This window comes from Burkholderia metallica, from assembly GCF_902832845.1.
Classification (GTDB): Bacteria; Pseudomonadota; Gammaproteobacteria; order Burkholderiales; family Burkholderiaceae; genus Burkholderia; species Burkholderia metallica.
This window is the reverse complement of the sequence record NZ_CADFDB010000007.1, coordinates 148,072-172,850: the sequence shown is the minus strand read 5'-3', so window position 1 is coordinate 172,850 and position 24,779 is coordinate 148,072. Positions and strand designations below refer to the sequence as shown.

At 71.1% G+C, this 24,779-nt stretch carries 23 protein-coding genes and 2 riboswitches; of the genes, 13 read left to right on the top strand and 10 right to left on the bottom strand.

Annotated elements, in window-relative coordinates:
* Nucleotides 1-12 precede the first annotated feature (12 nt).
* Entirely contained in the window at nucleotides 13-390 is a 378-nt protein-coding gene (locus tag HWX08_RS20595) for a cobalamin biosynthesis protein (protein ID WP_069256648.1), read from the bottom strand.
* A complete protein-coding gene (cobA, locus tag HWX08_RS20590; protein WP_174922945.1) occupies nucleotides 387-1,136 on the bottom strand; it encodes a uroporphyrinogen-III C-methyltransferase in 750 nt (249 codons plus the stop codon). The genes HWX08_RS20595 and cobA overlap by 4 nt, the downstream gene beginning before the upstream one ends.
* 170 nt (nucleotides 1,137-1,306) lie before the next feature.
* A riboswitch (cobalamin riboswitch) is annotated at nucleotides 1,307-1,544 on the bottom strand.
* A 113-nt stretch (nucleotides 1,545-1,657) separates the two neighbouring features.
* A riboswitch (cobalamin riboswitch) is annotated at nucleotides 1,658-1,922 on the top strand.
* A 320-nt stretch (nucleotides 1,923-2,242) separates the two neighbouring features.
* Here cobA and cobW point away from each other — a divergent pair.
* The 7 genes from cobW to HWX08_RS20555 all read left to right on the top strand — a co-directional run bounded on the left by cobW (nucleotide 2,243) and on the right by HWX08_RS20555 (nucleotide 10,495).
* The gene (gene cobW / locus HWX08_RS20585) at nucleotides 2,243-3,331 is read left to right on the top strand and encodes a cobalamin biosynthesis protein CobW (RefSeq protein ID WP_069256649.1); all 1,089 of its coding nucleotides are present in this window, start codon (nucleotides 2,243-2,245) and stop codon (nucleotides 3,329-3,331) included.
* 6 nt (nucleotides 3,332-3,337) lie between these two features.
* Complete coding sequence (gene cobN / locus HWX08_RS20580) at nucleotides 3,338-7,147, top strand: cobaltochelatase subunit CobN (protein WP_174922934.1); 3,810 nt, start codon at nucleotides 3,338-3,340, stop codon at nucleotides 7,145-7,147.
* Nucleotides 7,144-8,220 carry a magnesium chelatase ATPase subunit I gene (locus HWX08_RS20575; RefSeq protein ID WP_069256651.1) on the top strand — a complete coding sequence of 359 codons (1,077 nt, stop codon included), beginning with the start codon at nucleotides 7,144-7,146 and terminating at the stop codon, nucleotides 8,218-8,220. The genes cobN and HWX08_RS20575 overlap by 4 nt, the downstream gene beginning before the upstream one ends.
* Before the next feature lie 68 nt (nucleotides 8,221-8,288).
* Nucleotides 8,289-8,897 carry a vWA domain-containing protein gene (locus HWX08_RS20570; RefSeq protein ID WP_069256652.1) on the top strand — a complete coding sequence of 203 codons (609 nt, stop codon included), beginning with the start codon at nucleotides 8,289-8,291 and terminating at the stop codon, nucleotides 8,895-8,897.
* A gap of 70 nt (nucleotides 8,898-8,967) precedes the next feature.
* The gene (locus tag HWX08_RS20565; protein ID WP_011351963.1) at nucleotides 8,968-9,420 is read left to right on the top strand and encodes a YaiI/YqxD family protein; all 453 of its coding nucleotides are present in this window, start codon (nucleotides 8,968-8,970) and stop codon (nucleotides 9,418-9,420) included.
* Nucleotides 9,421-9,564: 144 nt separating this feature from the next.
* The gene (locus tag HWX08_RS20560) at nucleotides 9,565-10,137 is read left to right on the top strand and encodes a DUF1993 domain-containing protein (protein ID WP_069256653.1); all 573 of its coding nucleotides are present in this window, start codon (nucleotides 9,565-9,567) and stop codon (nucleotides 10,135-10,137) included.
* 31 nt (nucleotides 10,138-10,168) lie between these two features.
* Nucleotides 10,169-10,495, top strand: coding sequence for a low molecular weight protein tyrosine phosphatase family protein (locus tag HWX08_RS20555; protein ID WP_174922935.1), 327 nt, complete (start codon nucleotides 10,169-10,171; stop codon nucleotides 10,493-10,495).
* Nucleotides 10,496-10,516: 21 nt separating this feature from the next.
* Here the strand turns inward: HWX08_RS20555 and HWX08_RS20550 are convergent, their stop codons facing one another.
* Both HWX08_RS20550 and HWX08_RS20545 read right to left on the bottom strand, forming a co-directional pair.
* On the bottom strand, nucleotides 10,517-10,939 hold the full coding sequence (locus tag HWX08_RS20550; protein ID WP_069256655.1) for an NUDIX hydrolase: 423 nt from the start codon (nucleotides 10,937-10,939) through the stop codon (nucleotides 10,517-10,519).
* A 151-nt stretch (nucleotides 10,940-11,090) separates the two neighbouring features.
* A complete protein-coding gene (locus tag HWX08_RS20545; RefSeq protein WP_069256656.1) occupies nucleotides 11,091-11,339 on the bottom strand; it encodes a hypothetical protein in 249 nt (82 codons plus the stop codon).
* A gap of 279 nt (nucleotides 11,340-11,618) precedes the next feature.
* Here HWX08_RS20545 and HWX08_RS20540 point away from each other — a divergent pair, with 279 nt between their 5' ends.
* From HWX08_RS20540 to HWX08_RS20520, 5 genes are all read left to right on the top strand, one after another.
* Nucleotides 11,619-12,791: a CaiB/BaiF CoA transferase family protein gene (locus HWX08_RS20540; protein ID WP_174922936.1), complete on the top strand. Its 1,173-nt coding sequence runs from the start codon at nucleotides 11,619-11,621 to the stop codon at nucleotides 12,789-12,791.
* A gap of 124 nt (nucleotides 12,792-12,915) precedes the next feature.
* Entirely contained in the window at nucleotides 12,916-14,217 is a 1,302-nt protein-coding gene (locus tag HWX08_RS20535) for a CitMHS family transporter (RefSeq protein WP_174922937.1), read from the top strand.
* The gene (locus HWX08_RS20530) at nucleotides 14,214-14,375 is read left to right on the top strand and encodes a hypothetical protein (protein WP_174922938.1); all 162 of its coding nucleotides are present in this window, start codon (nucleotides 14,214-14,216) and stop codon (nucleotides 14,373-14,375) included. The genes HWX08_RS20535 and HWX08_RS20530 overlap by 4 nt, the downstream gene beginning before the upstream one ends.
* A complete protein-coding gene (locus tag HWX08_RS20525) occupies nucleotides 14,360-15,526 on the top strand; it encodes an acyl-CoA dehydrogenase family protein (protein ID WP_107311930.1) in 1,167 nt (388 codons plus the stop codon). The genes HWX08_RS20530 and HWX08_RS20525 overlap by 16 nt, the downstream gene beginning before the upstream one ends.
* A gap of 60 nt (nucleotides 15,527-15,586) precedes the next feature.
* The gene (locus tag HWX08_RS20520; protein WP_174922939.1) at nucleotides 15,587-16,330 is read left to right on the top strand and encodes an IclR family transcriptional regulator; all 744 of its coding nucleotides are present in this window, start codon (nucleotides 15,587-15,589) and stop codon (nucleotides 16,328-16,330) included.
* Between the two features lie 120 nt (nucleotides 16,331-16,450).
* Here HWX08_RS20520 and HWX08_RS20515 read toward each other — a convergent pair whose 3' ends face one another.
* Both HWX08_RS20515 and HWX08_RS20510 read right to left on the bottom strand, forming a co-directional pair.
* Nucleotides 16,451-17,806, bottom strand: coding sequence for a chitinase (locus HWX08_RS20515; protein WP_174922940.1), 1,356 nt, complete (start codon nucleotides 17,804-17,806; stop codon nucleotides 16,451-16,453).
* A 259-nt stretch (nucleotides 17,807-18,065) separates the two neighbouring features.
* Complete coding sequence (locus HWX08_RS20510; protein ID WP_174922941.1) at nucleotides 18,066-18,968, bottom strand: LysR substrate-binding domain-containing protein; 903 nt, start codon at nucleotides 18,966-18,968, stop codon at nucleotides 18,066-18,068.
* Nucleotides 18,969-19,062: 94 nt separating this feature from the next.
* Between HWX08_RS20510 and HWX08_RS20505 the strand changes: the two genes are divergently transcribed.
* Nucleotides 19,063-20,271: an MFS transporter gene (locus HWX08_RS20505; protein WP_174922942.1), complete on the top strand. Its 1,209-nt coding sequence runs from the start codon at nucleotides 19,063-19,065 to the stop codon at nucleotides 20,269-20,271.
* Nucleotides 20,272-20,277: 6 nt separating this feature from the next.
* On the opposite strand, the gene cobJ is transcribed toward HWX08_RS20505, so the two are convergent.
* Genes cobJ through cobG form a run of 4 tightly spaced genes read right to left on the bottom strand, consistent with a single transcriptional unit; the run spans nucleotide 20,278 to nucleotide 24,755 of the window.
* Nucleotides 20,278-22,005, bottom strand: coding sequence for a precorrin-3B C(17)-methyltransferase (gene cobJ, locus HWX08_RS20500; RefSeq protein ID WP_175807049.1), 1,728 nt, complete (start codon nucleotides 22,003-22,005; stop codon nucleotides 20,278-20,280).
* Nucleotides 22,002-22,736 carry a precorrin-2 C(20)-methyltransferase gene (locus tag HWX08_RS20495; RefSeq protein ID WP_069256665.1) on the bottom strand — a complete coding sequence of 245 codons (735 nt, stop codon included), beginning with the start codon at nucleotides 22,734-22,736 and terminating at the stop codon, nucleotides 22,002-22,004. The genes cobJ and HWX08_RS20495 overlap by 4 nt, the downstream gene beginning before the upstream one ends.
* Nucleotides 22,733-23,359 carry a precorrin-8X methylmutase gene (locus HWX08_RS20490; RefSeq protein WP_174922642.1) on the bottom strand — a complete coding sequence of 209 codons (627 nt, stop codon included), beginning with the start codon at nucleotides 23,357-23,359 and terminating at the stop codon, nucleotides 22,733-22,735. The genes HWX08_RS20495 and HWX08_RS20490 overlap by 4 nt, the downstream gene beginning before the upstream one ends.
* Entirely contained in the window at nucleotides 23,352-24,755 is a 1,404-nt protein-coding gene (cobG, locus tag HWX08_RS20485; protein WP_244122746.1) for a precorrin-3B synthase, read from the bottom strand. The genes HWX08_RS20490 and cobG overlap by 8 nt, the downstream gene beginning before the upstream one ends.
* Nucleotides 24,756-24,779 lie beyond the last annotated feature (24 nt).

The window sequence follows — 24,779 nt, the reverse complement described above, 5'->3', positions numbered from 1 at the left end:
GGAACAAAGGGTTCACAGCGGGCCGGCGAGCGCGACCGTCACGCCGTCCCGGATGGATCGGGGGCCCAGCAGCCGGCCGCGCGGCGCCGCGAGCTGCGCGCACGGCTCGGCCACGCCCGCGACGCCGAAGCGCGCGAGCGCGGCATCCGACGGGCCGCTCGCGGCCAGTTCGGGGCGGCTTGCGAGTTGCGCCGCGTCGAATGCGACGAGCGGCCAGCCGCGTCGCGCGCACAGCGTGCGCAGTGCGCGGGCGCGCGCCTTGTCGGCGAGCGTGGCGACGAGCGCCGGTTCGGCGGCCGGATACCGCACCAGCGCCGCACGGATTGCGGCATCGAGCTGCGCGGCCGTCACGCCCGCGCGGAAACCGACGCCCAGCGCGACGCGCATCATGCGTTGCCGCCGAGCGCGGCGCGTACCGCGGGATCGTCGGCGAGCGCCGCGACGCGGCCGATTACGACGATGGCCGGTGAGCCGATGCCGGCCGCGCCGATGCGCGCGACGAGCGTATCGAGCGTCGCGAGTACGTGACGCTGTTCGGGGCGCGTCGCATGCTCGATCGCCGCGCACGGCGTGTCGCCGGGCAGGCCGCCAGCACGCAGCGCCGCTGCGATCGTGTCGAGCCGGCGGATGCCCATGTAGATGACGATCGTCATGCGGGTGGCCGCGAGCGCGCGCCAGTCGGGCTCGTCGGCGCCCGCGCCGTGGCCCGTGACGAAGATCACGCCCTGCGCGTCGCCGCGCTGCGTGACCGGAATGCCGAGTGCGGCCGGCGCGGCAATGCCCGCGGCGACGCCGTTCACGACCTCGACCGGGAATCCCGCCGCGCCGAGCGCCGCGAGCTCCTCGCCGCCGCGGCCGAACACGAACGGATCGCCGCCCTTGAGCCGCGCGACGCTGCGGCCCGCGCGCAGGTGCGCAAGCATCGCGGCGACGATCGCCTCCTGCGGCGTCGACGCATGACCGCCGCGCTTGCCGACGTACTCGATGTGCGCATCGGCACGCGCATGGCGCAGCACGTCGGGATTCACGAGATCGTCGACGAGCAGCACGTCCGCCGCGCCGATCGCGTGCACGGCCTTGAGCGTCAGCAGGTCGGCGTCGCCGGGGCCGGCGCCGACGAGCCACGCGCGGCTCATCGGGCGCGGCACGGCGCGCACCGTGTCGAAACAGTGGAAAAGGGCAGGCGGCCGGCACGGCGGCGGCCAGCTAGGAAGTCACGCATCACGGATCGAACGAAGCCCGCGCGAACGCGGGCGGAAGGCGCACCCCATCCGTTCCCCGCGGATCGGGCGTTCGGCGAGCGTCGGGCTCGCCCCTTGCGTCGGCCGGTATCCGGGCTGGCCGCTTGCCAGGCCGCGGCCTTCCCGCCCGGCTGAAGGGCAGTGGCATCGTGGGCGGCATGGGCGCGTGCGCGGGGAAGCGCGTCGCGCGGGCGGCGTACCGTTGCGGGGACAGCACAGGCCGGGCGGGGAGCCGCCTCCTGTTTCCCGTTTAACTGCGGGCGCGGAATGCGCCTGCGAGCACCGAACGCGGCGCATACGATAGCACAGCGATCCGCCCGCGCGAACCGCCGCGCGTGGCCTGCGGCGCGGCGCGACGGCCGTGCCGGATGCGGCCCGGCGGCCCCGTTCGCCTTGACGCTCCCCGCACCGCCGCCTACACTCGCACGCGTTTTGGTGCTCGCGCGCGCCGCTCCGGTGCGCGCAGTTAAACGGGAAACAGGGAGCCTGCCTGCGCCGCAGTCGAGCCAACCTGTGCTGCCCCCGCAACGGTAAGCGAACGCGTCGCGCGCAAGCGCCACGCAACGCCGCTTCGCCGCATGCCGATGCATGCGGACGACCGCCACTGGATGCCGCGCGCATCCGGGAAGGCGAAGCGGCGTGTTCGTCAGCCCGGATACCGGCCCGAACATTGGGGTACAGCGCCGCGGGGAGGCGGCGCATCGTCCACGGCCGCAGCAGGCCCGACGCCCGCGCGTTGCACGCTGCCTCCGCCGATCTGCCGCCGCGCGAGCGCGCGCCGGCCGGCGCGGCGAACGGCAGGCAGCGCGAGCCGGGCCGGCGGCAGCCGTGTTGGCATTCACGATGTCGACCGTTCGCAAGGAAGCACCATGTCCGATTCGTCGTTCCGCCCGTGCCGCGGCTGTCCGCGCGGCGGCATGCGCGCGATCCGCCAGCCGAACTGCCACGCCGCCCTCGACGCGACGATCCCGCGCTGATCCATTTCCGACACAGGACCTACCATGACCCTACGCAAGCTTCCCGTCACGATCGTCACGGGCTTTCTCGGCAGCGGCAAGACGACGCTGATGCGCCACATCCTGCAGCACGCCGAAGGCCGCCGCATCGCGGTGATCGTCAACGAATTCGGCGAACTCGGCATCGACGGCGAAATCCTCAAGGGCTGCGGCATCGGCTGCGAGGATGCCGACGGCGCGCAGGGCGAAGCGTCGGGCCAGCTGTACGAACTCGCGAACGGCTGCCTGTGCTGCACCGTGCAGGAAGAGTTCTATCCGGTGATGGAGGCGCTCGTCGAGCGCCGCGCGGACATCGACCACGTGCTGATCGAGACGTCGGGCCTCGCGCTGCCGAAGCCGCTCGTGCAGGCGTTCAACTGGCCGACGATCCGCAACAGCTTCACGGTCGACGCGGTGGTGACCGTCGTCGACGGGCCGGCGGCCGCGAGCGGCCAGTTCGCGGAAAACCCGCAGGCCGTCGACGCGCAGCGACGCGCCGACCCGAACCTCGATCACGAATCGCCGCTGCACGAACTGTTCGCCGATCAACTGTCGTCCGCCGATCTCGTGATCGTGAACAAGGCCGATCTCGTCGGCGACGCGCAATTCGCGCAGATCGAAACCGCGATCCGCGACGAGATCCCGCCGCAGGTGAAGATCGTGCGCGCGACGCGCGGCGAACTCGATCTCGCGATGCTGCTCGGGCTCGAATCGGCATCGGAAGAAACGATCCACCTGCGTCACGATCATCACGGCTCGGCCGACGACGGCGATCACGACCACCATCACGACGATTTCGACTCGGTGGTCGTGTCCGGCGACGCCGGCACGCGCGAAGCGACGATCGCCGCGCTGCAGCGTGTGGTCGAAGCGCACACGATCTACCGCGCGAAAGGCTTCGCGGCGCTGCCCGATGCGCCGATGCGGCTCGTGATCCAGGGCGTCGGCCGCCGCTTCGACAGCTATTTCGACCGTCGCTGGCAGGACGGCGAAACGCGCGCGAGCCGCTTCGTGCTGATCGGCGAGGATCTCGACGCGGCCGCGCTGCAGCGTGCGTTCGACGCCGCTTGCGCGGCCGAGCCGCAACAGGCGTAACGGACGATGCATCTCCTGCGCACCACGCCGGGCGGCTTCGTCGACGATACGCAGGGCGTCGTCCGGATCGATCAGCAACCGGCCGACATCGTGATCCTGAGTTCGGCCGACACGACGCTGTCGCTACTCGCGAGCGTCGTGCCGCGGCTGCCGGCCGGTTTCCCGAGCGTGCGGCTCGCGAACGTCACGTTCCTGCGGCAGCCGGCGTCGGTCGATTTCTATGTCGACGACGTGCTGCGGCACGCGAAGGCGGTCGTGATCGACCATCTCGGCGGCGAGGCGTACTGGCCGTACGGGATCGAGCAGGCCGTGTCGCTCGCGTCGAAGCGCGGGCAGCAGCTCGCGATGTTCTCGGGCGACCTGCAGGAAGACCCGAACCTCGTCGCGAAGAGTACCGTCGCGCCCGACCTGTGCCGGCTGTGGTGGCGCTATCTGCGCGAAGGCGGCGTGCACAACGCCGACGCGCTGCTGCGCAGCATTGCGTTCCATACGCTCGGGTTCGGCGACGCCCCCGAACTGCCGCGCCCGCTGCCGGCCGCGGCGCTGTATCACCCGGCGCGCGACCGCGCGAGCGTCGACGACTGGCGGCCGCGCTGGACGCCCGGTGCGCCCGTCGTCGCGATCCTGTTCTATCGCGCGCACTGGCAGGCCGCGAACACGGCCGTGTTCGATGCGCTGGGCGATGCGCTCGTCGAGCAGGGGCTCAATCCGTTGCCGATCGCGGTCACGTCGCTGAAGGACGCGGTGAGCCGCGAAGTCATCACGCAGCTTTGCGACACGCACGAGGTCGCGCTCGTGCTGAATACGACCGCGTTCGCGGCCGGCGCGATCGACAGCCCCGAACACGACGTGCTCGCGGGCGACGCGCCGGTGCTGCAGGTGATCCTGTCCGGCGGCAATCGCGACGCGTGGGTCGCCGACAACCAGGGGCTGCATGCGCGCGACATCGCGATGCACATCGCGCTGCCCGAGGTCGACGGCCGCATCGTCACGCGCGCGGTGAGCTTCAAGGGGCTCGCGTATCGCTGCCCGCATACCGAAGTCGACGTCGTGCGCTACCAGCCGGACGCCGAGCGGATCGCGTTCGTCGCGGCGCTCGCGCGCGGCTGGTGCCGGCTGCGCACGCTCGACAACGCCGACAAGCGCATCGCGCTGATCCTCGCGAACTATCCGCAAAGCGAAGGGCGGATCGGCAACGGCGTCGGCCTCGACACGCCGGCGTCCGCGCTGCGCGTGCTCGCGGCGCTGCGCGACGCGGGCTACGCGGTGGCCGACCTGCCGCCCGACGGCGACGCGTTGATCGCGCGCCTCACCGAAGGCGTGACCAACGACCCGGCCGTGCACACATTGCGCCCCGCGTTCCAGAGCTACCCGCTGGCCGACTACGTCGCGCGTTTCGCGCGGCTGCCGGCGGCGGTGCGCGATGCGCTGAACGCACGCTGGGGTCCGCCCCAAGCCGACCCGACGCTGCGGCAAGGCCGCTTCACGATCGCCGGCTGGCGCGCGGGCAACGTGTTCGTCGGCATCCAGCCGTCGCGCTCGCGCGGCGAGAACGACTACGCGAGCTACCACGATGCGGATCTCGTGCCGCCGCACGCGTATCTCGCGTTTTATTTCTGGCTGCGCGATGCGTACCGCATCGACGCGGTCATCCACCTCGGCAAGCACGGCAACCTCGAATGGCTGCCGGGCAAGAGCGTCGCACTGTCCGACGCGTGCTGGCCCGACCTGACGCTCGGGCCGTTGCCGCACCTGTATCCGTTCATCGTCAACGATCCGGGCGAGGGCAGCCAGGCGAAGCGCCGCGCGCAGGCCGTGATCGTCGATCACCTGATGCCGCCGCTCACGCGCGCGGAAAACTACGGCCCGCTGCAGGATCTCGAACGGCAGGTCGACGAATACTACGAAGCGCTGATGGTCGATGCGCGGCGCGCGAAGCTGCTGCGCAAGACGATCCTCGCGACGATCGCCGAGCATCGTCTGCATGACGAACTGAGCGTGTCGCCGCCACGCGATACGGGCGACGAAGATGCGCTGCTCACGCGCGTGGACGCATGGCTGTGCGAACTGAAGGAAGCGCAGATCCGCGACGGGCTGCACGTGTTCGGCCTGTCGCCGGCCGATCGGCAGCGCCGCGACACGCTGCTCGCGCTCGCGCGCTTTCCGCTGGGCGACGGCAAGGGCGGCCGCGCAGGGTTGATCGGTGCGCTCGCGCGCGATCTCGCGCTCGGCGACGACTTCGATCCGCTCGCGGCCGACTGGGCCGCGCCGTGGGTCGGCCCGCGCCCGGCGATCCTGCAGGCGCTCGACGCGTCGCCGTGGCGCCATGCGGGCGATACGCGCGAGCGGCTCGAACGGCTCGCGCAGCAATGGCTCGACGCGCTGTGCGCGGCGGACGATGGCGACACGGGCACCGACGCGACGCCTCCCGGCGAATGGCAGCACACGCTCGCCGTGATCGAACGCGTGCGCGCGACGCTGCTGCCCGCGCTCGACGCGTGCGGCGGCGAGGAAATGCGCCAGCTGCTGCGCGGGCTCGACGGCCGCTTCGTGCCGCCGGGGCCGAGCGGCTCGCCGTCGCGCGGCCGCCCCGACGTGCTGCCGACCGGCCGCAACTTCTACTCGGTCGACACCCGCGCGGTGCCGACGCAGGCCGCGTGGTCGCTCGGCCTGAAATCCGCGCAGCAACTGATCGAGCGCCACCTGCAGGATCACGGCGACTATCCGCGCGCGATCGGGCTGTCCGTCTGGGGCACGGCGACGATGCGTACCGGCGGCGACGACATCGCGCAGGCGTTCGCGCTGCTCGGCGTGCGGCCGAAATGGGCGCACGGCAGCCACCGGGTGACCGACTTCGAGATCCTGCCGATCGAGATCTTCGACCGGCCTCGCATCGACGTGACGCTGCGCGTGTCGGGCTTCTTCCGCGACGCGTTCCCGAACCTGATGCACCTGTTCGATGCGGCCGTGCAGGCGGTGGCCGCACTCGACGAGCCCGAGGCACTGAACCCGATCCGCGCGCGCATCGAGCGCGAACGCGCAAAATGGATCGCGCAGGGCGTCGCGCCGGACGAGGCGCGGCGCCGCGCCGGCTGGCGCGTGTTCGGCGCGCGGCCGGGCAGCTACGGCGCGGGCTTGCAGGACCTGATCGACCAGCGCCGCTGGCAGACCGACGCCGACCTCGCCGACGCATATCGCCAGTGGGGCGGCCACGCGTATGCGCAGAACAGCGCGGGCGACGCGGCGGCCGACGTGTTCGGCGAGCGGCTCGCGACGATCGACGTCGTCGTGCAGAACCAGGACAGCCGCGAGCACGACATCCTCGATTCGAACGACTACTACCAGTTCCAGGGCGGGATGACCGCGGCCGTGCGGCATCTGTCCGGGCAGCAGCCGAGCCTCTACCACGGCGACCACGCGAACCCGGCCGCGCCGAAGATGCGCACGCTGCGCGAGGAAATCGCGCGGGTGATCCGCTCGCGCGTGATCAACCCGAAATGGCTCGACGGCGTGAAGCGCCACGGTTACAAGGGCGCGGCCGAAATGGCCGCGACCGTCGATTATCTGTACGGCTACGACGCGACCGCGCGCGTGCTGTCCGACCACCAGTACGCGCTCGTCGCCGACGCCTACCTGTTCGACGATGCGACCCGCGCGTTCCTCGAACGGTACAACCCGAAGGCGCTGCACGGCATCTGCGAACGCTTCGTCGAGGCGATGCAGCGCGGCCTGTGGCAGCAGCCGGGCGACTATCGCGAACGGATCGAAGCGGTCTGGCTCGCGAGCGAACAATTCCAGGAAGGAGGACGGCGATGACCGGTCCGACGACGCACCGCGCCCGCGCGGTTTTTCCGTTTGCGGCGCTCGTCGCGCAGGACGCGCTGCAGCAGGCGCTGCTGCTCGCCGCGATCGACCCGTCGCTCGGCGGCGTGCTCGTGAGCGGGCCGCGCGGCACCGCGAAGTCGACCGCCGCGCGCGGCCTCGCGGAGCTGCTGCCGGAAGGGCAGTTCGTCACGCTGCCGCTGTCGGCGAGCGACGAACAGGTGACGGGTACGCTCGATCTCGCGCACGCGCTCGCCGAAAACGGCGTGCGCTTCCAGCCGGGCCTCCTGGCGCGCGCGCATCTCGGCGTGCTGTATGTCGACGAGGTGAACCTGCTCGCCGACGGGCTCGTCGATACGCTGCTCGACGTCGCCGCGAGCGGCGTGAACATCGTCGAGCGCGATGGCGTGTCGCATGCGCACGACGCGCGCTTCGTGCTGATCGGGACGATGAATCCCGAGGAAGGCGAACTGCGGCCGCAACTGCTCGACCGCTTCGGCTTGATGATCGAACTGGAGAACTGCTTCGACGCCGCGCAGCGTGAGCGGATCGTGAAGGCGCGGCTCGCGTTCGATCTCGATCCGGATGCGTTTCGCGCGCGTCATGCCGCCGCGCAGCGCGCACTCGGCGACCGGATTCACGCGGCGCGCGCACGGCTCGCGGCGCTCGATTTCGACGATGCGGTTCATGCGCGCGTCAGCGCGCTGTGCATCGACGCGGCCGTCGACGGGTTGCGCGCCGATCTCGTGATGCTGCGCGCGGCGCGCGCACTGGCCGCGCTGGAACAGGCCGACGCAGTGGCGGTGTCGCACGTGGAGCGGGTGGCTGACGCGGTGCTGCGGCACCGGCGCCATGCGGGCATGCCGCCGTCGTCCGGCGCGCCGCAACCCGACGACGAACGCGGCGGTCACGCTTCGCCCGATGCGCGCGAGCGCCCCGGCGAGCCATCGGGCGCGGCGCAGAACGATGCCACGCCACCGCAAGGCGACTGGGGCTACCTGCCGCCCGAGCCGGCCGGGCTGCGCGACGTGAAAGGCGTGATGCCGCTGCCGCTAAAAAAACGCTGAGCCATCGAGCCCGCGCCGCCGCGAACGCCGTTCGCGGTCCTCGATGGCAAGCAGGCGCCGCCGCGCACGTGCCGGGTACGGCACGCGCGGGCACGGCCGTGGCGTGGCCCGCGACGCTCGCAGCGAAACGCGGCGGCCCGCTGCAGCGCGATCATCTGCGCTTGCGGAAACGCGCGGGCGCGCCGCACGCGCTGCATTGCTTCGTGCTCGACTGTTCGGCATCGATGCTGTCGCACGAGCGGCTCGCATTGGCGAAGGGGCTGATCGTCGCGTATTTCGACCAGGCTGCGCGCGACCGGGTCGAAACCGCGCTGATCTGCTTCGGCGGCAACGGCGCTGTGCGGCGCTTCGGCCCGGCCGTACCGCGCTGGTGGAATGCGCGCTGGCTCGAACCGGTCGAAGGCGGCGGCGGCACGCCGCTCGCGGACGGCATCGCGGCCGCCGCGCAATTGCTCGCGCGCGCGGCACGGCGCGAACCCGGCGCGCAGCGCTGGCTGTGGGTGCTGTCCGACGGACGCACGCGCGAGACGCCCGCGAAACCCGCGGCGGCCGATCACGTCGTGTTCGTCGACTTCGACGACGCGGCCGTGCGGATCGGGCAGGGCGCGCGGCTGGCCGCGGCGTGGGGCGCGCAGTGGGTGACGGCCGACGCGCTGTGCACGGGTCGCGCCGGCTGATCGCCGGCCGGCGGTGCGCTATGATCGCGGCTTCTGCTGCTTCTGCTTCAACCCACTGGAAAAACCCGCCATGCAAGTACTGGTCGATGCCGACGCGTGTCCCGCCGTCATCAAGGACATGCTGTTTCGCGCCGCGCGTCGTGCCGAAATCTGCGTGACGCTGGTCGCGAACCAGTTTCTGCGTACGCCGCCGTCGCCGTTCATCAAGGCGGTGCAGGTGCCGGCCGGCTTCGACGTGGCCGACGCGCGCATCGTCGAGCTGGTGGAAGCGGGCGACCTCGTGATCACCGCCGACATTCCGCTGGCCGCCGCCGTGCTCGACAAGGGCGCGCATGCGCTCGACCCGCGCGGCAACTGGTTCAGCCGCGAGAACATCGAGGAACGCCTGTCGACGCGCGCGATGATGGATCAGCTGCGCAGCGCGGGCATCGACACGGGCGGGCCGGCGCCGTTCAGCGCGCGCGACGGCAAGGCGTTTGCGTCGCAGCTCGACCGGTTTCTGGCGCGACACGGCAAGCCTTGACGATGCGTTGACGCGGACGCGCGCCGCGCATCTCGCGACACGCGCGGCCTGATCCGCATCGAATCGCGCGCATGGCCCCGGCGAGGATGCAGGTTCGTACCGACGCTGCTATCGTGGCGCAAACCACAACACAGGAGCGCACGCGTGTCACCGACCCAACTTCTCGTTCCGACCTTCACCCAGATGCTGCGCGCGCAGACCGCGTGGCTCGACAAGGCGGCCGCGCACCGGCAGGCCGCGGGCGACACGCCCGACACGGCGATGACGCTGAAGCTCGCGCCCGACATGTATCCGCTCGCGGCACAGGTGCGCTTCTCGTGCTTCCAGGCGATGGAGCCCGTCCACCGTTTGCGTGGCGAACCGTTACCGGCCGCGCTGCTGGCGTTGCGCGAGGCCGGATGGAATGCCGATGCGCAGCCCGGCACGCTCGCCGACGCGCAGGCGATCATCGCCGGCACGCTCGCCTTTCTCGGCGAACTCGCGCCGGATGCGCTCGACGGCGGCGTCGCGCTGCCGATCGCGCTCGAATTGCCGAACGGGATCGCGTTCGACATGACGGGCGAACAGTACGCGCGCGACTGGGCGCTGCCGCAGTTCTACTTCCACGCGATCGCCGCTTACGCGATCCTGCGCCACCACGGCGTCGAACTCGGCAAGGCCGACTACGTGCCGCACATGCTCGCGTACGTCCGGCCGGGCACGATTCCGCAAGGGTGAGCAGGCCCGTGTCGGGCCACGTCGAAACGACATGATGCGCGCGCTCTTCATCTGCAGTCGCAACCGGCTGCGCAGCCCGACCGCCGAAGCGGTATTCGCCGCGTGGCCGGACGTCGAAGCCGACTCGGCGGGCCTCGCCCCCGATGCGGATACACGCGTGTCCGCCGAGCAGCTCGACTGGGCCGACGTCGTGTTCGTGATGGAGCGTGCGCACAAGGCGCGGCTGGCGGCGCAGTTCGGCGCGCAGCTGCGGCACAAGAAGATCGTGTGCCTCGACATTCCCGACCGTTACACCTACATGCAGCCCGAACTCGTCACGCTGCTCGAGCGCAAGGTCGGCCCGTATCTGCACGCGTGACCGTTGCGGGCGATAGCGGGCTCAGCGCAGCCGGCCGTTCGCGATCGCCGAAAAGCAGTCGAGCCGCAGCAACTCGATGATCTTGCGCGTCGGCACGCTCGCACGCAGCGTGTCGAGCCGGTCGACGGCGAACCACTTGCAGCGGGCGATCTCGTTGCTCGCGCGCGGCGTCAGGTGCGCCGGCACGTCGGCCACGAACACGTGATGGAGCTTCGTCAGCCCGCCGAACTGCACCGCGTAGTCGAGCGCGAGCCCCTCCAGCCGCGTTTCCTCGGCAAGCTCCCGCAGCGCGGCATCGAGCGGTGTCTCGCCGCGCCGGATCGTGCCGCCCGGCAGCGACCAGCGCGACGCGGTGCGGGCGACCAGCAGCACGCTGCTGCGCTGACGGCACACGATCGTGGCGCGTTCCTTGATGACGTCGAGAATGTCCGGCCCGGTACTCATGTTCGGCAAAACAGGTGCTCAATCGTGGAGAAAATGCACGTCGGCGGCGCGCTGCCGGGCGGCGGGCCGCGACGGTGTGCAGGCAGCCGCAGCGATCATACCGGCCGTTCGTGACAGTTCCGTGCAACCGCGTCGCGGGCCGCGCGCCGGGTCACGCGTGCGTATAGATCCCGCTGCGCGCCGGCTTCGCGTGCCGCGGCTGGCGGCGCTTGTGAACGGCACGCCGGTGGTGGCGCGCCGGCGGCGTCGCGTGCCGGCGCGCGGGGGCAGGCCGTGCGGTCGGCGCGGCTGCGCCGGGCATCTGCGTCTGTCCTTCGCCGAAATGGAACGTCTGCGTTTGCGCGTGTCCGGTGCCCAGCGTCGACGCGAGGATGAAAACTGCCAGCAACATCCGTTTCATGAATGATCCGCCCGATTTTTTGAGATGAAGATTGCCCGCCAGCTTAGCGAAACGCGGGGCGCGACCGCAACCGGCCGGTATTCGGTGTCGCCCCCACTTGCGCACGGCCGCATTGTCCGCCCCGGCTGATCAGGGTGCAGCCGGGGTTGACAACGAAATTCCCGAGTGTGAATATAAATTCATGCACAAGAATTATTCGTCGAATCCGGACGATCGCGCCGCGGAGCACGCGGCCGCCGGAGCCGGCAGTCCGATCAACCGGAACCAGGAGCGGGACGCATGGCGGAACACGCGCAGCAGGGCGCGCTGGCGGGATTGCGCATCATCGATCTGTCGCGGGTGCTGGGCGGCCCGTACGCGACGCAGATCCTGGCCGACCACGGTGCGCAGGTGATCAAGGTCGAGCCGCCGTCCGGCGACGAAACCCGCACGTGGGGGCCGCCGTTCGACGGCGATACCGCGTCGTACTTCCTCGGCGTGAACCGCAACAAGCTCGGCATCGCGCTCGATTTGACGCAGGCGGCCGACCGGGAGCGGCTGCTCGGCCTGCTCGAACACGCGGACGCGATCGTCGAGAACTTCAAGATCGGCACGATGGAGCGCTGGGGGCTCGGCTTCGACGCGCTGCATGCGCGCTTTCCGCGCCTCGTCCACTGCCGCGTGTCGGGTTTCGGCGCGGACGGCCCGCTCGGCGGGCTGCCCGGTTACGACGCGGCCGTGCAGGCGCTCGCGGGGCTGATGAGCGTCAATGGCGAAGCCGGCGGCGCACCGCTGCGGGTCGGCGTGCCGATCGTCGACCTCGTCACCGGGCTGAACGCGGCGCTCGGCGTGCTGATGGCGTTGCGCGAGCGCGACGTGAGCGGCCGCGGCCAGTTCGTCGAATCGACGCTGTTCGACTGCGCGCTGTCGATCCTGCATCCGCATACGCCGAACTTCTTTCATTCGGGTCGCGCGCCGGTGCGTACCGGCAATGCGCATCCGAACATCACGCCGTACGACAGCTTTCCGACCGCGGGCGTCGACATCTTTCTCGCGGTCGGCAACAACGGGCAGTTCGCGGCGCTGTGCGACGTGCTCGGCACGCGCGACTGGCTCGACGATCCGCGCTTCGCCGACAACCGCGCGCGCAGTGCGAACCGCGCCGCGCTGCGCGCACGGCTCGAAACGGCGCTGGCCGGCCACGACGGCGCCGCGCTCGCCGAGCAGCTGATGCGTCGCGGCGTGCCGTGCGCGCCGGTGCTCGGGCTCGACGCGGCGCTCGACCATCCGCATGTCGCGCATCGGCGGATGAAGGTGGAGCTGGGCCGGCATCGCGGGATCGCGTCGCCGATCAAGCTCGGCCGCACGCCGGCCACGTACCGGCGGCCGCCGCCCGCGCTGAACGAACACGCGGCGCAGGTGTTCGCCGACGCAGTCGGCGGCGAGCGCGACACCGAACCGCACCGGCGCTGACCGCCAGCGCGGGCGCCGGCCGTGCCGCGCGCCCGACGCCGCCGCACGGCCGTGCATACCGCACGACTATTCGAACGCCACGCCGGGCCGCCCACGGCCGCACCGGCGCAAGAGGAGACGCATCATGCTTGCATGGATCGGCGCGATCGCCATCGTCGCGCTGTTCGGCCTGATCATCGCGAAGCGGCTGTCGCCGCTCGTCGCGCTGATCGTCGTGCCGGTGGCCGCCTCGCTCGCGGCCGGTTTCGGATTGCAGACCGGCAAGTTCATCGTGCACGGCGTACAGAACATCGGCCCGATCGCCGGGATGTTCGTTTTTGCGATTCTTTTTTTCGGAATCCTCACCGACGCGGGGATGCTCGACCCGATCATCGCGGGCGTGCTGCGCGTGATCGGCTGTCATCCGCCGCGCATCGTGATGGGCTCGGCGCTGCTCGCGCTGCTGATCCATCTCGACGGCTCGGGCGCCGTCACGTTTCTCGTCACGCTGCCCGCGATGATGCCGCTCTATACGCGGCTCGGGATGGATCGCCGCATCCTCGCGTGCATCGCGTCGATGGCGGCCGGCGTCAACTTCCTGCCGTGGGTCGGGCCGATGCTGCGCGCGTCGGCGGCGCTGCACATTCCCGGTTCCGCGATCTTCATGCCGATGATTCCGGTGCAGATCGTCGGGCTCGTATTCGTGTTCGGCACCGCGTACGTGCTCGGCGCGCGCGAGGCGAGGCGGCTCGGGCTCGATCGTGCCGGCGCGGCGTCGCTCGCGATTACCCCGCGCGCGCTGACCGATGCCGAGCGCGCGTTGCGCCGGCCGGAGCGCTTCCGGATCAACGTCGCGCTGACGCTCGTCGTGCTCGTCACGCTCGTATCGGGCATCGTCGACCCGATGGTGATGTTCATGCTCGGCACGGTCGCCGCACTCGTGATCAATTACCCGGATGTGCAGGCCCAGCGCGAGCGGATCGACGCGCATGCGAAGGCTGCGCTGATGATGGCGAGCGTGCTGCTCGCGGCCGGCGCGTTCACCGGCATCATGTCCGGCACCGGGATGCTGAAGGCGATGGCGGAAGTGGTCGTCGCGCACGTGCCCGTCGAGCACGCGCGCCACATGCCGTTCGTGCTCGGGCTGCTGTCGATGCCGCTCAGTCTGCTGTTCGACCCCGATTCGTTCTATTTCGGCGTGCTGCCGGTGCTCGCGGAAAGCGCGAAGCTGCTGGGCGTGCCGCCGATCCAGATGGCGCAGGCCGCGCTGCTCGGCCAGATGACGACCGGCTTCCCGGTGAGCCCGCTCACGCCCGCGACGTTCCTGATCGTCGGCCTGACCGGCGTCGAACTGGCCGAACACCAGAAATTCACGATTCCGTTCCTGTTCGCCGCGACGGTGCTGATGGTGTTCGCCGCGGTGATCGTCGGCGTGTTTCCGCTATGAGCGCCGCCGACTCGCCGCTTCGTTTCGGCGTGCCGGGCGCACCGTTTCGCACCGGCACGGCGCTCGTGGCGAAAGTCCTGTCGCCGCCCGACATTTTCTTGAGAGCGGCGCGACCGCTCACGTTTTTCCAGGAGAGCAATCCATGCAGTTCGACCTGACCGATGACCAGCGCGCGATCGAAAGCGCGATCGAGAAAATCTGCGCGCGCTTCGGCGACGACTACTGGCTCGAACGCGATCGCGCGGGCGGGTTTCCGGCCGATTTCCACGCGGCGCTCGCCGAGGCCGGCTGGCTCGGCATCGCGATGGACCCGGCCCACGGCGGCGCCGGGCTCGGCATGACCGAGGCCGCGCTGATGATGCGCACGATCAGCGCATCGGGCGCCGGCCTGTCCGGCGCGTCGGCCGTCCACATGAACATCTTCGGGCTGAACCCGGTGCAGGTGTTCGGCAACGACGCGCAGAAGGCGCGCTTCCTGCCGCCGCTGATCGCCGGGCGCGACAAGGCGTGTTTCGCGGTGACGGAGCCCGACGCGGGCCTCGACACCACGCATCTGACCACGCAGGCGCGCCGCGACGGCGACCACTACGTGCTGAGCGGGCGCAAGATCTGGATCTCGACCGCGCAGGTCGCGAACAAGATGCTGATCATCGCGCGCACGACGCCGCTCGACCAGGTCGCGAAGCCGACCGACGGGTTGAGCCTGTTCTATACCGACCTCGACCGCACCCGCGTCGAAGTGCGCGAGATCGAGAAGATGGGCCGCAAGGCGGTCGATTCGAACATGCTGTTCATCGACAACCTGCGCGTGTCGCGCGACGACCTGATCGGTAACGAAGGCGACGGCTTTCGCTATCTGCTGCACGGGCTGAATCCCGAACGGATCCTGATCGCCGCGGAAGCGATCGGGCTCGGGCAGGCCGCGCTGCGCCGCGCGACGCAGTATGCGAGCGAGCGCGTCGTGTTCGGCCGGCCGATCGGGCAGAACCAGTCGATCCAGCATCCGCTCGCGCTCGCGTGGATGCAGCTAGAGGCTGCGTGGCTGATGGTGATGAAGGCGGCCACCCGCTACGACGCGGGGCAGCCGTGCGGCGCGGAGGCCAACGCCGCGAAATACCTCGGCGCGGAAGCCGCGTTCCACGCGTGCCAGACGGCGGTCGCGACGCACGGCGGAATGGGCTATGCGAAGGAATACCATGTCGAGCGCTATCTGCGCGAGTGTATGATTCCGAGGCTCGCGCCCGTGAGCCCGCAACTGATCCTCTGCTACATCGCGGAGAAGGTGCTCGGGCTGCCGAAGTCGTACTGACCGTATCGACCCGGCCGCCGGCCCGGTGCGCGGTTTCCCGTTCCGATTCAAGCGCTCGTCATGGACGTCAAACTCGTTGCCCGCACGCTCGACCTGTTCGAGCTGTTCGCCGCCGAACGGCGGCCGCTGCCGCTGACCGAACTCGCGCGCCTGCTCAATGTGCCGGCGTCGAGCTGCCTCGCGATGGCGCGCACGCTCGTGAGCCGCGGCTACCTGTACGAAGTGCGCAAGCGCGGTGGCTATTACCCGACGCGCCGCCTGCAAACGATCGCCGCGGCGATCGACGCGACCGACCCGGTCGTCGACATCGTCCATCCGCATCTCGTCGCGTTGCGCGACGCGAGCCGCGAGACGGCCGTGCTCGGCAAGATCCAGGGCGTGTCGGTCACGTACCTCGACGTCGTCGAATCGGAGCAGGCGATCCGCTATACGCGCGCGCCGGGCGAACTGCGCCCGCTGCACGCGAACTCGATCGGCAAGGCGATCTTCGCGGAACTGGCGGGCGACGCGCAGCAGGCGCTCGGCGCGCAGTTGCCGTTCGAGCGCCTCACCGGCGCGACGGTGGCCGATCTTCCCGCGCTCGTCGCGCAGACCGCGCGGTTTCGCGATCTCGGCTGGGCCGAGAACTTCGGCGAGAGCGCGCCCGAGCTGTCGGCGATCGCGGTCGCGCTGACGCTCGACGGCGACTGGTACGGGCTGTCGGTGGTCGGGCCGACCGAGCGCATCCGCCAGTATCGCGATACGCATGCGGCGCTGCTGGTCGACGCGAAGGCGCGGCTGCTGGCCGAGCACGCGCGCGGCTGAGCCGGCGGCTGACGGCGAGCGGGCCGCGCCCGCCGCGCGACGGGGCCGTCCGCCGGCGTTCGGCAAGCGATCGCCGTGAACGGCCCCCCGATGCGCGGGCCTAACGACGGCCGTGCCGCATCACGACTTCACCCACACACCGCCCGCACTCGGGTTGTCGCCCTGCGTCCACCATTTCGCGCAGTATTTCGCGCCCTGGTACATCACGCAGGTGCCGCCGGAATACGCGGTAGTCGCCGACCACGTGGCCGTGCCGCCGCCGACCGGCTTCCACACGGCGGCCTGGCCGGGCACGTCGCCCTGCGTCCACCATTGCGCCTGATACGTCGTGCCCTGGTAGGTGACCGTCGCGCCGGCCGTGTAGACCTGGCCGGCCGCCCAGGGCGCACCCGGCTGCGGCGTGCCGCCGTCCGAGCCGCCGCCGTAGTTCGGGTCCTGCGTGACGCCCGCGCCCCACTTGCCGCCGAGCTGCTTGAAGATCGTCGCGAACGCGTACGGCTGCTGCGCGACGCCCGAGCAGGTCGGCGACGCATAAGCGCCGCCGGACGGGCACGCCTGGTCGCGGCCGACCGACCAGTTGCCGAAGAAGCCGTAACCGTTGGCGAGCGCCGCGTTCAGCACGCTTTGCGCATTCGCGAGCGTGAAGGTTTCGCCCTGCACGTCGTTCACGCCGATCATCGGCGTGACGCCGACCATCTGCCGGAGCTGCGCATCGGTCTTCGGCTGACCGGCCGACTTGAAGGCCGTATCGAGCTGAGAATAGAGCGCCTGCGCGGCGCTGATCGCCGCGGCGCCCATGTCGATGTTGGCGGGGCCGTAGTCCATCGCCATCACGTTCACCGCGTCGAACACGGTCCGGTTCGAGATCGCCGCGTTGACGACGTTCAGGCCGTCCTGCGTGAGCCCGGTCGGCATCGTCGGCAGCGTCAGCGTGACGTGCAGCGGCTTGCCCTTCGCCGCATAGCTCGCCTGCAGCTGCGCGACCGCCTGGAAGTTGCGCGCGATCGCGGCCGTGTCCGTCTGCGACGCCCCCTCGATGTCGAAGTCGACGTGCGTGAGGCCGTACGTGTCGATCACGGTCTGGTACGCGCTCGCGAGCGCGGGGACCGTCGAGCACGCCTGCATCAGCGGCGTGCCGTTCGCGCCGCCGAACGATACGGCGACTTCACCGCCTTTCGCGCGATAGCTCGCGATCGACGTCGACAGCGCGGTCAGCAGGCCGCCGCTCGCGCCGTTGCCGATCGGCTGTACGCCGCCCCACGACGGCGTACAGCCGCTGCCCGCGACCACGAACGCGAGCGTGAACTGCTGGATGCCTTGCCGGACGCCGATCTGGTCGACGAGCGGCGTCGGATAAAGCGTCACGTCGACATAGGGCGCATAGACGCCGGCGCCCTGGGACACGCTCGCCACGGCGAGCAGACAACCCGCGGCGAGGGCGCGCGGGATGAAACGCGGCAACACATTGTTGTTCATTGTGTTCTCCAAGTGGAAGAGGGATACGCTGGCCCGCGTATCGCCGCCGGTCGGGCGACCGGGCGTGCCCGGCCGACGGCGTGCTCATCTTGGAGGATTCGCGCCGAATAGTGAATAGTCAGGAGTTCTTTTTGTTATTTGATTCCCGATACGTAACGATCTTGCCGATTCGACACGGTTGCGCAACGGCGTGACGGGCGATTTTGCCGATCGATTGCGCGATGCCCGACGCCGCCCGATGCGCATCGCTCGCGATGATTCAGGCCGGCGCCGGCCGTGCCAGCGTGCGCGCCAGCGCGACGAAGCGCTCGACGCATGCCGATGCGAACGGCGCGTTCCACGACACGATCTGCTCGACCGCGCGCGTGCCGGCGAGCGGCACGTACACGACACCCGGACGCTGCAGCGTGGCCGTGAAGCCCGGCACGATCGCGATGCCGCGCTCGGCGGCCACCAGCGAGACGAGCGTCGTGATCTGCGCGGCGGTCGCCCCGATGCGCGGCGCGAAGCCGGCACGCGCGCACAGGTCGTCCAGCGCCGCGGTCAATGCCGAGCCGAAGCCCGGCGGAAAAGTGACGAAGGTGGCGTTCGCAAGCTCCGCGACGTCGACGCTCGCCCGGCCCGCGAGCGGGTCTCCGGCCGGCACGGCCGCGACGAGCGGTTCGCGCGACACGACGAGCGACGCCACCGGCACGCCGGGCGCACCGTCCCATGCCCAGCCGAAGCCGATGTCCATCGTGCCGTCCGCGATCTGCCGGCGCTGGCTGGCGGTCGCCGCCTCGCGGAACACGAGTTCGACGTCGGGCATCGTGCGGCTCGCGACGCGGATCACGTCCGGGAACGTGTCGGACATCGGGATCGAACTCGCATAGCCGATCACGATCCGCCCGGCGACGCCTTGCGCGATCTTGCGCGCGCTCGCCTCGGCCTCGGCGGCCGCGCTCACGACGTTGCGCGCGTGTTCGAGAAACGCGGTGCCTGCCGGCGTCAGCCGCACCGCGCGCGTCGAGCGCTCGAACAGCCGCACACCGAGCTCGCTTTCCAGCGCGGCGATATGGCGCGTCAGCGGCGGCTGCGCGACCCGCAGGCGCAACGCCGCGCGGCCGAAGTGCAGTTCGTCGGCGACGACCACGAAATAGCGGAGGCGGCGCAGGTCGAGCATTGTTGTCGTTCCGGTATCAATCGCGATGAAAACGGTATTGGCGTGCACACGGCGCGCTCGTCAGACTGTCGGCATCGACGACCGGGCAGCTCCGATGAACGACAGGACCACGCGCATCGCGTTCTTTCTCTGCGGCTTCGCCGCGTTTCTCAATCTGTATTCGACGCAGGGCATCCTGCACGAACTCGCGGCCACCTTCGGCGTCAGCGCGGAGCGCGCGGGGCAGGGCGTGAGCGCCACGACGACGGCCGTCGCCATTATCGCGCCGTTCGTCGGCGTGCTGGCCGCGCGCATCGAGCGGCGCGTCGCGATCTCGCTGGCCGCGGTGGCCGTCGCGCTGCCGGTCGTGTGGTCCGCGCATGCGGGCAGCTTCGCGTCGTTTCTCGGCGCGCGCTTCGCGGCCGGTCTCGTGATGCCGTTCGTCTTCGCGTTGTCGATCGCGTACGTCGCCGAGCGCTTCGATCGCGGCACGTCGGCCGAGATCAGCGCGCTGTTCGTCGCCGGCACGACGCTCGGCGGTTTCGCCGGCCGCTTCGCGACCAACCTGATGACGTCGATGTGGGGCTGGCGGCATGCGCTCGACGTCGTCGGGGCGCTGTGCGTCGTCACGGGCGTCGCGATCTACGCGAGCCTGCCGGCATCCGGCGCGATCGCGCGACGCGTGGACCACGCGGCAGAGGCCGGGGCCGAGCCATCGTGGCGCATCGTCACGCGCGGCCCGCTGCTCGCGTCGTTCGCGATCGGCGCATGCGTGCTCGCGTCGCAGGTCGCGACGTTCACGTTCGTCGGCCTGCGTCTCGCCCGCGCGCCGTTCGGCTTCGGCACGGTCGGGATCGGCGCGATCTATGCGGTGTTCCTGGTGGCGGTGGTCGTGACGCCGCTGGCCGGACGCCTCGCGCGGCATCGCGGCCCGCGCGCGCCGGGCCTCGCCGCGGCCGCGCTCGCGATCGGCGGGGCGCTGCTCACGCTGTCCGACGACGTGCCGGTGATCCTGGCCGGCCTCGCGCTCAGCTCGACCGCCGTGTTCGTCGAACAGGCGTCGGCCAACACGTTCATTTCGCAGGCCGCGTCGGGCGCGCGCTCGACGGCGATCGGCATCTACCTGTCCTGCTATTACTTCGGCGGCAGCCTCGGCTCGATCCTGCCGGTGCCCGGCTGGCACCGGTGGGGATGGGCCGGATGCGTCGCGTTCGTGGTCGCGGCCCAGGCCATCGTCGGCGTGCTCGTGTACCGCTTCTGGCGCGGCGGCGGCACGGCCGGCACCGCGCCTGCCGGCGCGCGCGGCGTCACGCCGACGCGATGACCGGCTTCAGCGATACCAGCGCGGCGTATAGACCCATTCGCGGCCGTCGCCGATCGTGAAGCGGCGCGTCGTCGACGAGCCGACGATCACCATCGTGCGCATGTCGACCTGGTCGCTGCGCAGCGCGCCGAGCGTCGTCGTCGTGAGCGTCGCGCCAGGCCGGCCGATGTCGCGGCCGAGCACGACCACCGTCTCGGCCGTGCGGTGCGCGCGCACGACATCGAGCGCGCGATCGAGCTGCCACGGCCGCGCCCGCGAGATCGGGTTGTAGAACGCCATCACCAGATCGGCCCGCGCCGCATGCCGCAGGCGCGTCTCGATCACGTCCCACGGCTTCAGGTTGTCCGACAGCGAGATCGCACAGAAGTCGTGACCGAGCGGCGCGCCGGCCTGCGCGGCCGTCGCGAGCGATGCCGAGATGCCGGGTTCCACGCGCAGGTCGACCGCGGCCCAGCGCGGATCGCGCGCTTCGTCGAGCGCTTCGAGCACGGCCGCGGCCATCGCGAACACGCCCGGGTCGCCCGACGACACGACCGCGACGCGCCGGCCCTCGGCCGCGAGTTCGAACGCATGGCGCGCGCGCTGCATCTCCTCGCGATTGTCGGTGCCGTGGACGCGCTGGTCGTCGCGGAACGGGCCGGCCATGTTCACGTAGGTCGTGTAGCCGAGAATGTCGGTCGCTTGCGCGAGCGCGGCCCGCGCGGCCGGCGTGAGCCACGCGGCGCCGCCCGGGCCGAGCCCGAGCACCGTGAGGCGGCCGCGCGCGCGGCCGAGCGCGGCGGGATCGACCGGGTGCGACGCGACCGCGCAGGCGATGCCGTTCGTCGTTGCGCGCAGCGTGTGCGCGACCCGCAACGCGCGGCCGAGCAGCGCGGCGGCATCGGCGGTTGCTTCATCATTGCCGTCGGCATCGACATCGGCATCGACGAAACGCAGCGGCACGTCGAGCGTTTGCGCCGCGTCCTCCAGCACCGCGTCGCCGATTGCCGACGCGGGCGCGACGATGGCCGCGAGCGCGAGCCGCGCGAGACCTTGCGCATCGAGTGCGGCATCGATACGTGCGGCAAGCGCGCCATCCGCGTGAAGCGCGTGCGCATCGACGCCGATCACCACGCTGCGCGGATGAATCACGAGTTCGTCGCGCGCGCCGCGCCATGCGTCGGGGCTCACGCGGATCGCATGCGCGGCGGTATCGTCGCGCGGCAGCGCGACATCGTCGAGCCACGGCGCCGCGCCGTCGATGCGCGTCGACGCGCCCGCGAGCAGATCGGACACGAAACGCTTGCCCTGTGCGAGATCGGCGAGCGCATAGCCTTCCGGCGGATTGAGCACGCACGCGCCGAAGCGCAGCTCGCCGCTCGTCGTGATCGCCGGCGCAACGCCAACGCATGCGGCGATTTCGCGCGCCATCGCGTTGACGCCCGTCAGCCCGCCGAGCAGCGGCACGACCGCCGACCCGTCCTCCGCCACCGCGAGCACGGGCGGCTCGACGCCCTTGTCGGCGAGCGCGGCCGCGATGCAGCGGATCACGATGCCGGCCGCGCACAGCGCGACGATCGGCAAACCGCGGCCATAGAGTTCGCGCAGGTGCGCGCCGAGTTCGTCGAACGGCACGTCGGCCTCGACGCGCGACGCGAGGCCGTGCACGCGCGCGCCCGGATAGCGCGCCTGGATGCGCCGCGCGGTGTCCAGCGCGCCCGCGCCGAGAATCACGATCGCGGGCGGCGTCGTCATCCTTGCCATTTTTCCCCCGGCACGACGAGCAGCGAGAAGTACGGCGACGCCATCGGATCGACTTCGTCGAGCGGCACGATGCGCTGGCTCGCCATCGTCGCGCGTTCGACGTATAGCGCGCGCTTCGCGAGGCCCAGTTCGTCGAGCACGCGCCGCACCTTGTCGAAATTGCGGCCGAGCTTCATCACGACGGCCGCGTCGGCCTGCGCGAGCCGCGTGCGCAATTCATGCTCGGGCAGCACGCCCGACAGCACCGACAGGCTCTGGTTGCGATAGACGAGCGGCTGGCCGAGCACGGCCGTGCCGCCGAGCATCGCGCACACGCCGGGAATCACCTCGGTGTCGTAGCGCGGCGCGAGGCGGTCGTGCAGGTACATGTACGAGCCGTAGAAGAACGGGTCGCCTTCGCAGATCACCGCGACGTCGCGCCCCGCATCGAGGTGCGCGGCGACGATCTCGGCGGCCGTATCGTAGAAATCGGCGATCACCGTCTCGTAGCAGAGCGGCGGCGGCAGCGCCTCGGTCGTCACCGGGTAGACGAGCGGCAGTTGCGTTTGCGTGTCGTGCAGGTGCGCTTCGACGATGCCGTACGCATTGCCTTTCTTGCCCTTCGCGACGAAATACGCGACCACGGGCGCGGCCTGCAGCACGCGCAGCGCCTTGATCGTCATCAGTTCGGGATCGCCGGGGCCGACGCCGACCCCGAACAGGCGTCCACGTGCGGTCGTCATTCGACCTCCGTCGCGAGCGCATTGACCGCCGCGGCCGCCATTGCGCTGCCGCCGCGCCGGCCGAGCAGCGCGACGTACGGCACGCCGCGGCTGTCGGCATCGAGCAGCGCCTTCGATTCGGCCGCGCCGATGAAGCCGACCGGGAAACCGAGGATCAGCGCGGGGCGCGGCGCGCCGGCGTCGATCATGTCGAGCAGGTGGAACAGCGCGGTCGGCGCATTGCCGATCACGACGACGCTGCCGGCGAGGTGCGGACGCCACAGTTCGAGCGCGGCGGCCGAACGCGTATTGCCGAGATGCCGCGCGAGATCGGGCACCTCGGGCTCGCCGAGCGTGCAGATCACGCGATTGCCGGCCGGCAGCCGCGCCCGCGTGATGCCTTCGGCGACCATCCGCGCGTCGCACAGGATCGGCGCGCCGGCCGCGAGCGCCGTGCGGCCCGCGGTGCCGGCGCCGACGGAGAAGCGCAGGTCGCCGACGATGTCGACCATCCCGCACGCGTGGATCACGCGCACCGCGAGTTTTTCGAGGTCGGGCGGAACCCGTGACAGGTCGGCCTCGGCGCGGATCGTCGCGAACGACCGGCGGTAGATTTCCTGCCCGTCGCGAATGTAGTCAAGCATCGGTGGTGTCCTGGCTGTGCCGCGCGCCCGTCAGTCGGGCCGCGGCCTGGTCTATCGTCAGATGGCGCGCGAGCGGGGCGCCGAGGCCCGCGGCCGCGTCGCGCCGGTAAAGGTCGTAGTGCGCGGGCGCGACCGCGACGAGCGTGTGCGTCGCGGGATGCGGCAGCGCGCAGTGGCGCTCGCAGCCGCTCAGGTGGACGTCGGCCGCATGGCCGAGGCGCGCGGCGAGCGCGAGCGCATCGTGTTTCGTGTCGGCGCGCGCCTTCGCGCAGCCCACGCTGCCGGCGCACGCGACGAGCGACGCGAGCGGGTCCGACGGCACGCAGACGAGGCCGAGCGACGCGAGCGCATCGAGCGTGGCCGAAGCGCGTTCGTTCGGCACGCCGTGCAGAAACACGCCTTGCCACGGCGTCATCGACAGCGTGCCGTCGCCGTCGGTTTCGGCCAGCGCGGCCAGCCGTTCCAGTTGCGTTGCGTCGAGCCGGCCGAGCACGAATTGCGCGCCGACGTTGCAGCGCACCGCATCGCGCGAAGGATGCGCGCCGAAACGCAGCGCCGGGTCGGTGCGGGCGCGACGCCAGCCGGCGAGCGCCGGATCGGCCGCGAACGGGAAGGGCAGATGGTGCTGCGCGCGTTCGAACAACGCGCGCTCGCCGCGGGTGGCGAGCAGCGCGCGCATGCGCGTGACGTCCGCCGGCGCGAGATCGACGAACGCGAGCAGCCACGCGCGCGCGAGTGCGACGACTTGATCGGGCGCGACATCGACCGACGCGGGTCGATCGTCGCGCGCGACCGGCGGGCAGCCGGCAAGCCCTGCCGCGACGCGCACCGCGCCGTCGCCGCGACGCCACGCGGCCAGCCAGATGTCGTGCGGATGATCGAGCGCCGCGACCGATTCGCCGCCGTCGAGCTGGATCGAGAATTTCGGCGACAGCTCGCCGCGGCGCGGCTCGCGCGCCAGCATGTCGAACAGCGGCGCGGCGAGCGCACGGCTGTCGACGAGCGCGGCGGGATCGTGGCCGGCGAGCGGGCTGAGCATCACGTTGCGGACGTCGTCGCTCAGGGCGACGGCGGCCGCATCGGCCGCTGGATGCCCGGTGGCGTCGATGCGCGGGCCAAGCCCTGCGTCGACGAGCGCGCGCGCGAGCGCGTCGGCCGCGCCGTCGCGGATACCGCGCAACTGGAGATTCGCGCGATTGGTCGCGTCGATCGCGCCGGAGCCGAATGCGCGCGCGGCGGCGGCGATCGCGCGCGCCTGGCGTACATCGAGCCGGCCGCCCGGCAGCTTGATCCGGCACAGCCCGCCGTCGGCGGCCGCGACCACGCGCACGAGCCCCGGGCAGGCCGACGGGCGTGCGGCGGGCGACGCAGGAATCGAAACGGGGGCGGAACTCAACGGGATACCGGGGCAGTGTCGCGC

Excerpts from the sequence above, each read along its gene's own strand:
- HWX08_RS20530 (WP_174922938.1), top strand. The coding sequence starts at position 14,214 with ATGAGCGCCGCCGACTCGCCGCTTCGTTTCGGCGTGCCGGGCGCACCG.
- HWX08_RS20545 (WP_069256656.1), bottom strand. The coding sequence starts at position 11,339 with ATGAAACGGATGTTGCTGGCAGTTTTCATCCTCGCGTCGACGCTGGGC.
- HWX08_RS20595 (WP_069256648.1), bottom strand. The coding sequence starts at position 390 with ATGATGCGCGTCGCGCTGGGCGTCGGTTTCCGCGCGGGCGTGACGGCC.
- cobW (WP_069256649.1), top strand. The coding sequence starts at position 2,243 with ATGACCCTACGCAAGCTTCCCGTCACGATCGTCACGGGCTTTCTCGGC.
- HWX08_RS20525 (WP_107311930.1), top strand. The coding sequence starts at position 14,360 with ATGCAGTTCGACCTGACCGATGACCAGCGCGCGATCGAAAGCGCGATC.
- cobN (WP_174922934.1), top strand. The coding sequence starts at position 3,338 with ATGCATCTCCTGCGCACCACGCCGGGCGGCTTCGTCGACGATACGCAG.
- HWX08_RS20515 (WP_174922940.1), bottom strand. The coding sequence starts at position 17,806 with ATGAACAACAATGTGTTGCCGCGTTTCATCCCGCGCGCCCTCGCCGCG.
- HWX08_RS20505 (WP_174922942.1), top strand. The coding sequence starts at position 19,063 with ATGAACGACAGGACCACGCGCATCGCGTTCTTTCTCTGCGGCTTCGCC.
- HWX08_RS20535 (WP_174922937.1), top strand. The coding sequence starts at position 12,916 with ATGCTTGCATGGATCGGCGCGATCGCCATCGTCGCGCTGTTCGGCCTG.
- cobJ (WP_175807049.1), bottom strand. The coding sequence starts at position 22,005 with ATGACGACGCCGCCCGCGATCGTGATTCTCGGCGCGGGCGCGCTGGAC.
- HWX08_RS20565 (WP_011351963.1), top strand. The coding sequence starts at position 8,968 with ATGCAAGTACTGGTCGATGCCGACGCGTGTCCCGCCGTCATCAAGGAC.
- HWX08_RS20520 (WP_174922939.1), top strand. The coding sequence starts at position 15,587 with ATGGACGTCAAACTCGTTGCCCGCACGCTCGACCTGTTCGAGCTGTTC.
- HWX08_RS20490 (WP_174922642.1), bottom strand. The coding sequence starts at position 23,359 with ATGCTTGACTACATTCGCGACGGGCAGGAAATCTACCGCCGGTCGTTC.
- HWX08_RS20540 (WP_174922936.1), top strand. The coding sequence starts at position 11,619 with ATGGCGGAACACGCGCAGCAGGGCGCGCTGGCGGGATTGCGCATCATC.
- HWX08_RS20510 (WP_174922941.1), bottom strand. The coding sequence starts at position 18,968 with ATGCTCGACCTGCGCCGCCTCCGCTATTTCGTGGTCGTCGCCGACGAA.
- cobA (WP_174922945.1), bottom strand. The coding sequence starts at position 1,136 with ATGAGCCGCGCGTGGCTCGTCGGCGCCGGCCCCGGCGACGCCGACCTG.
- HWX08_RS20495 (WP_069256665.1), bottom strand. The coding sequence starts at position 22,736 with ATGACGACCGCACGTGGACGCCTGTTCGGGGTCGGCGTCGGCCCCGGC.
- HWX08_RS20550 (WP_069256655.1), bottom strand. The coding sequence starts at position 10,939 with ATGAGTACCGGGCCGGACATTCTCGACGTCATCAAGGAACGCGCCACG.
- HWX08_RS20555 (WP_174922935.1), top strand. The coding sequence starts at position 10,169 with ATGATGCGCGCGCTCTTCATCTGCAGTCGCAACCGGCTGCGCAGCCCG.
- HWX08_RS20575 (WP_069256651.1), top strand. The coding sequence starts at position 7,144 with ATGACCGGTCCGACGACGCACCGCGCCCGCGCGGTTTTTCCGTTTGCG.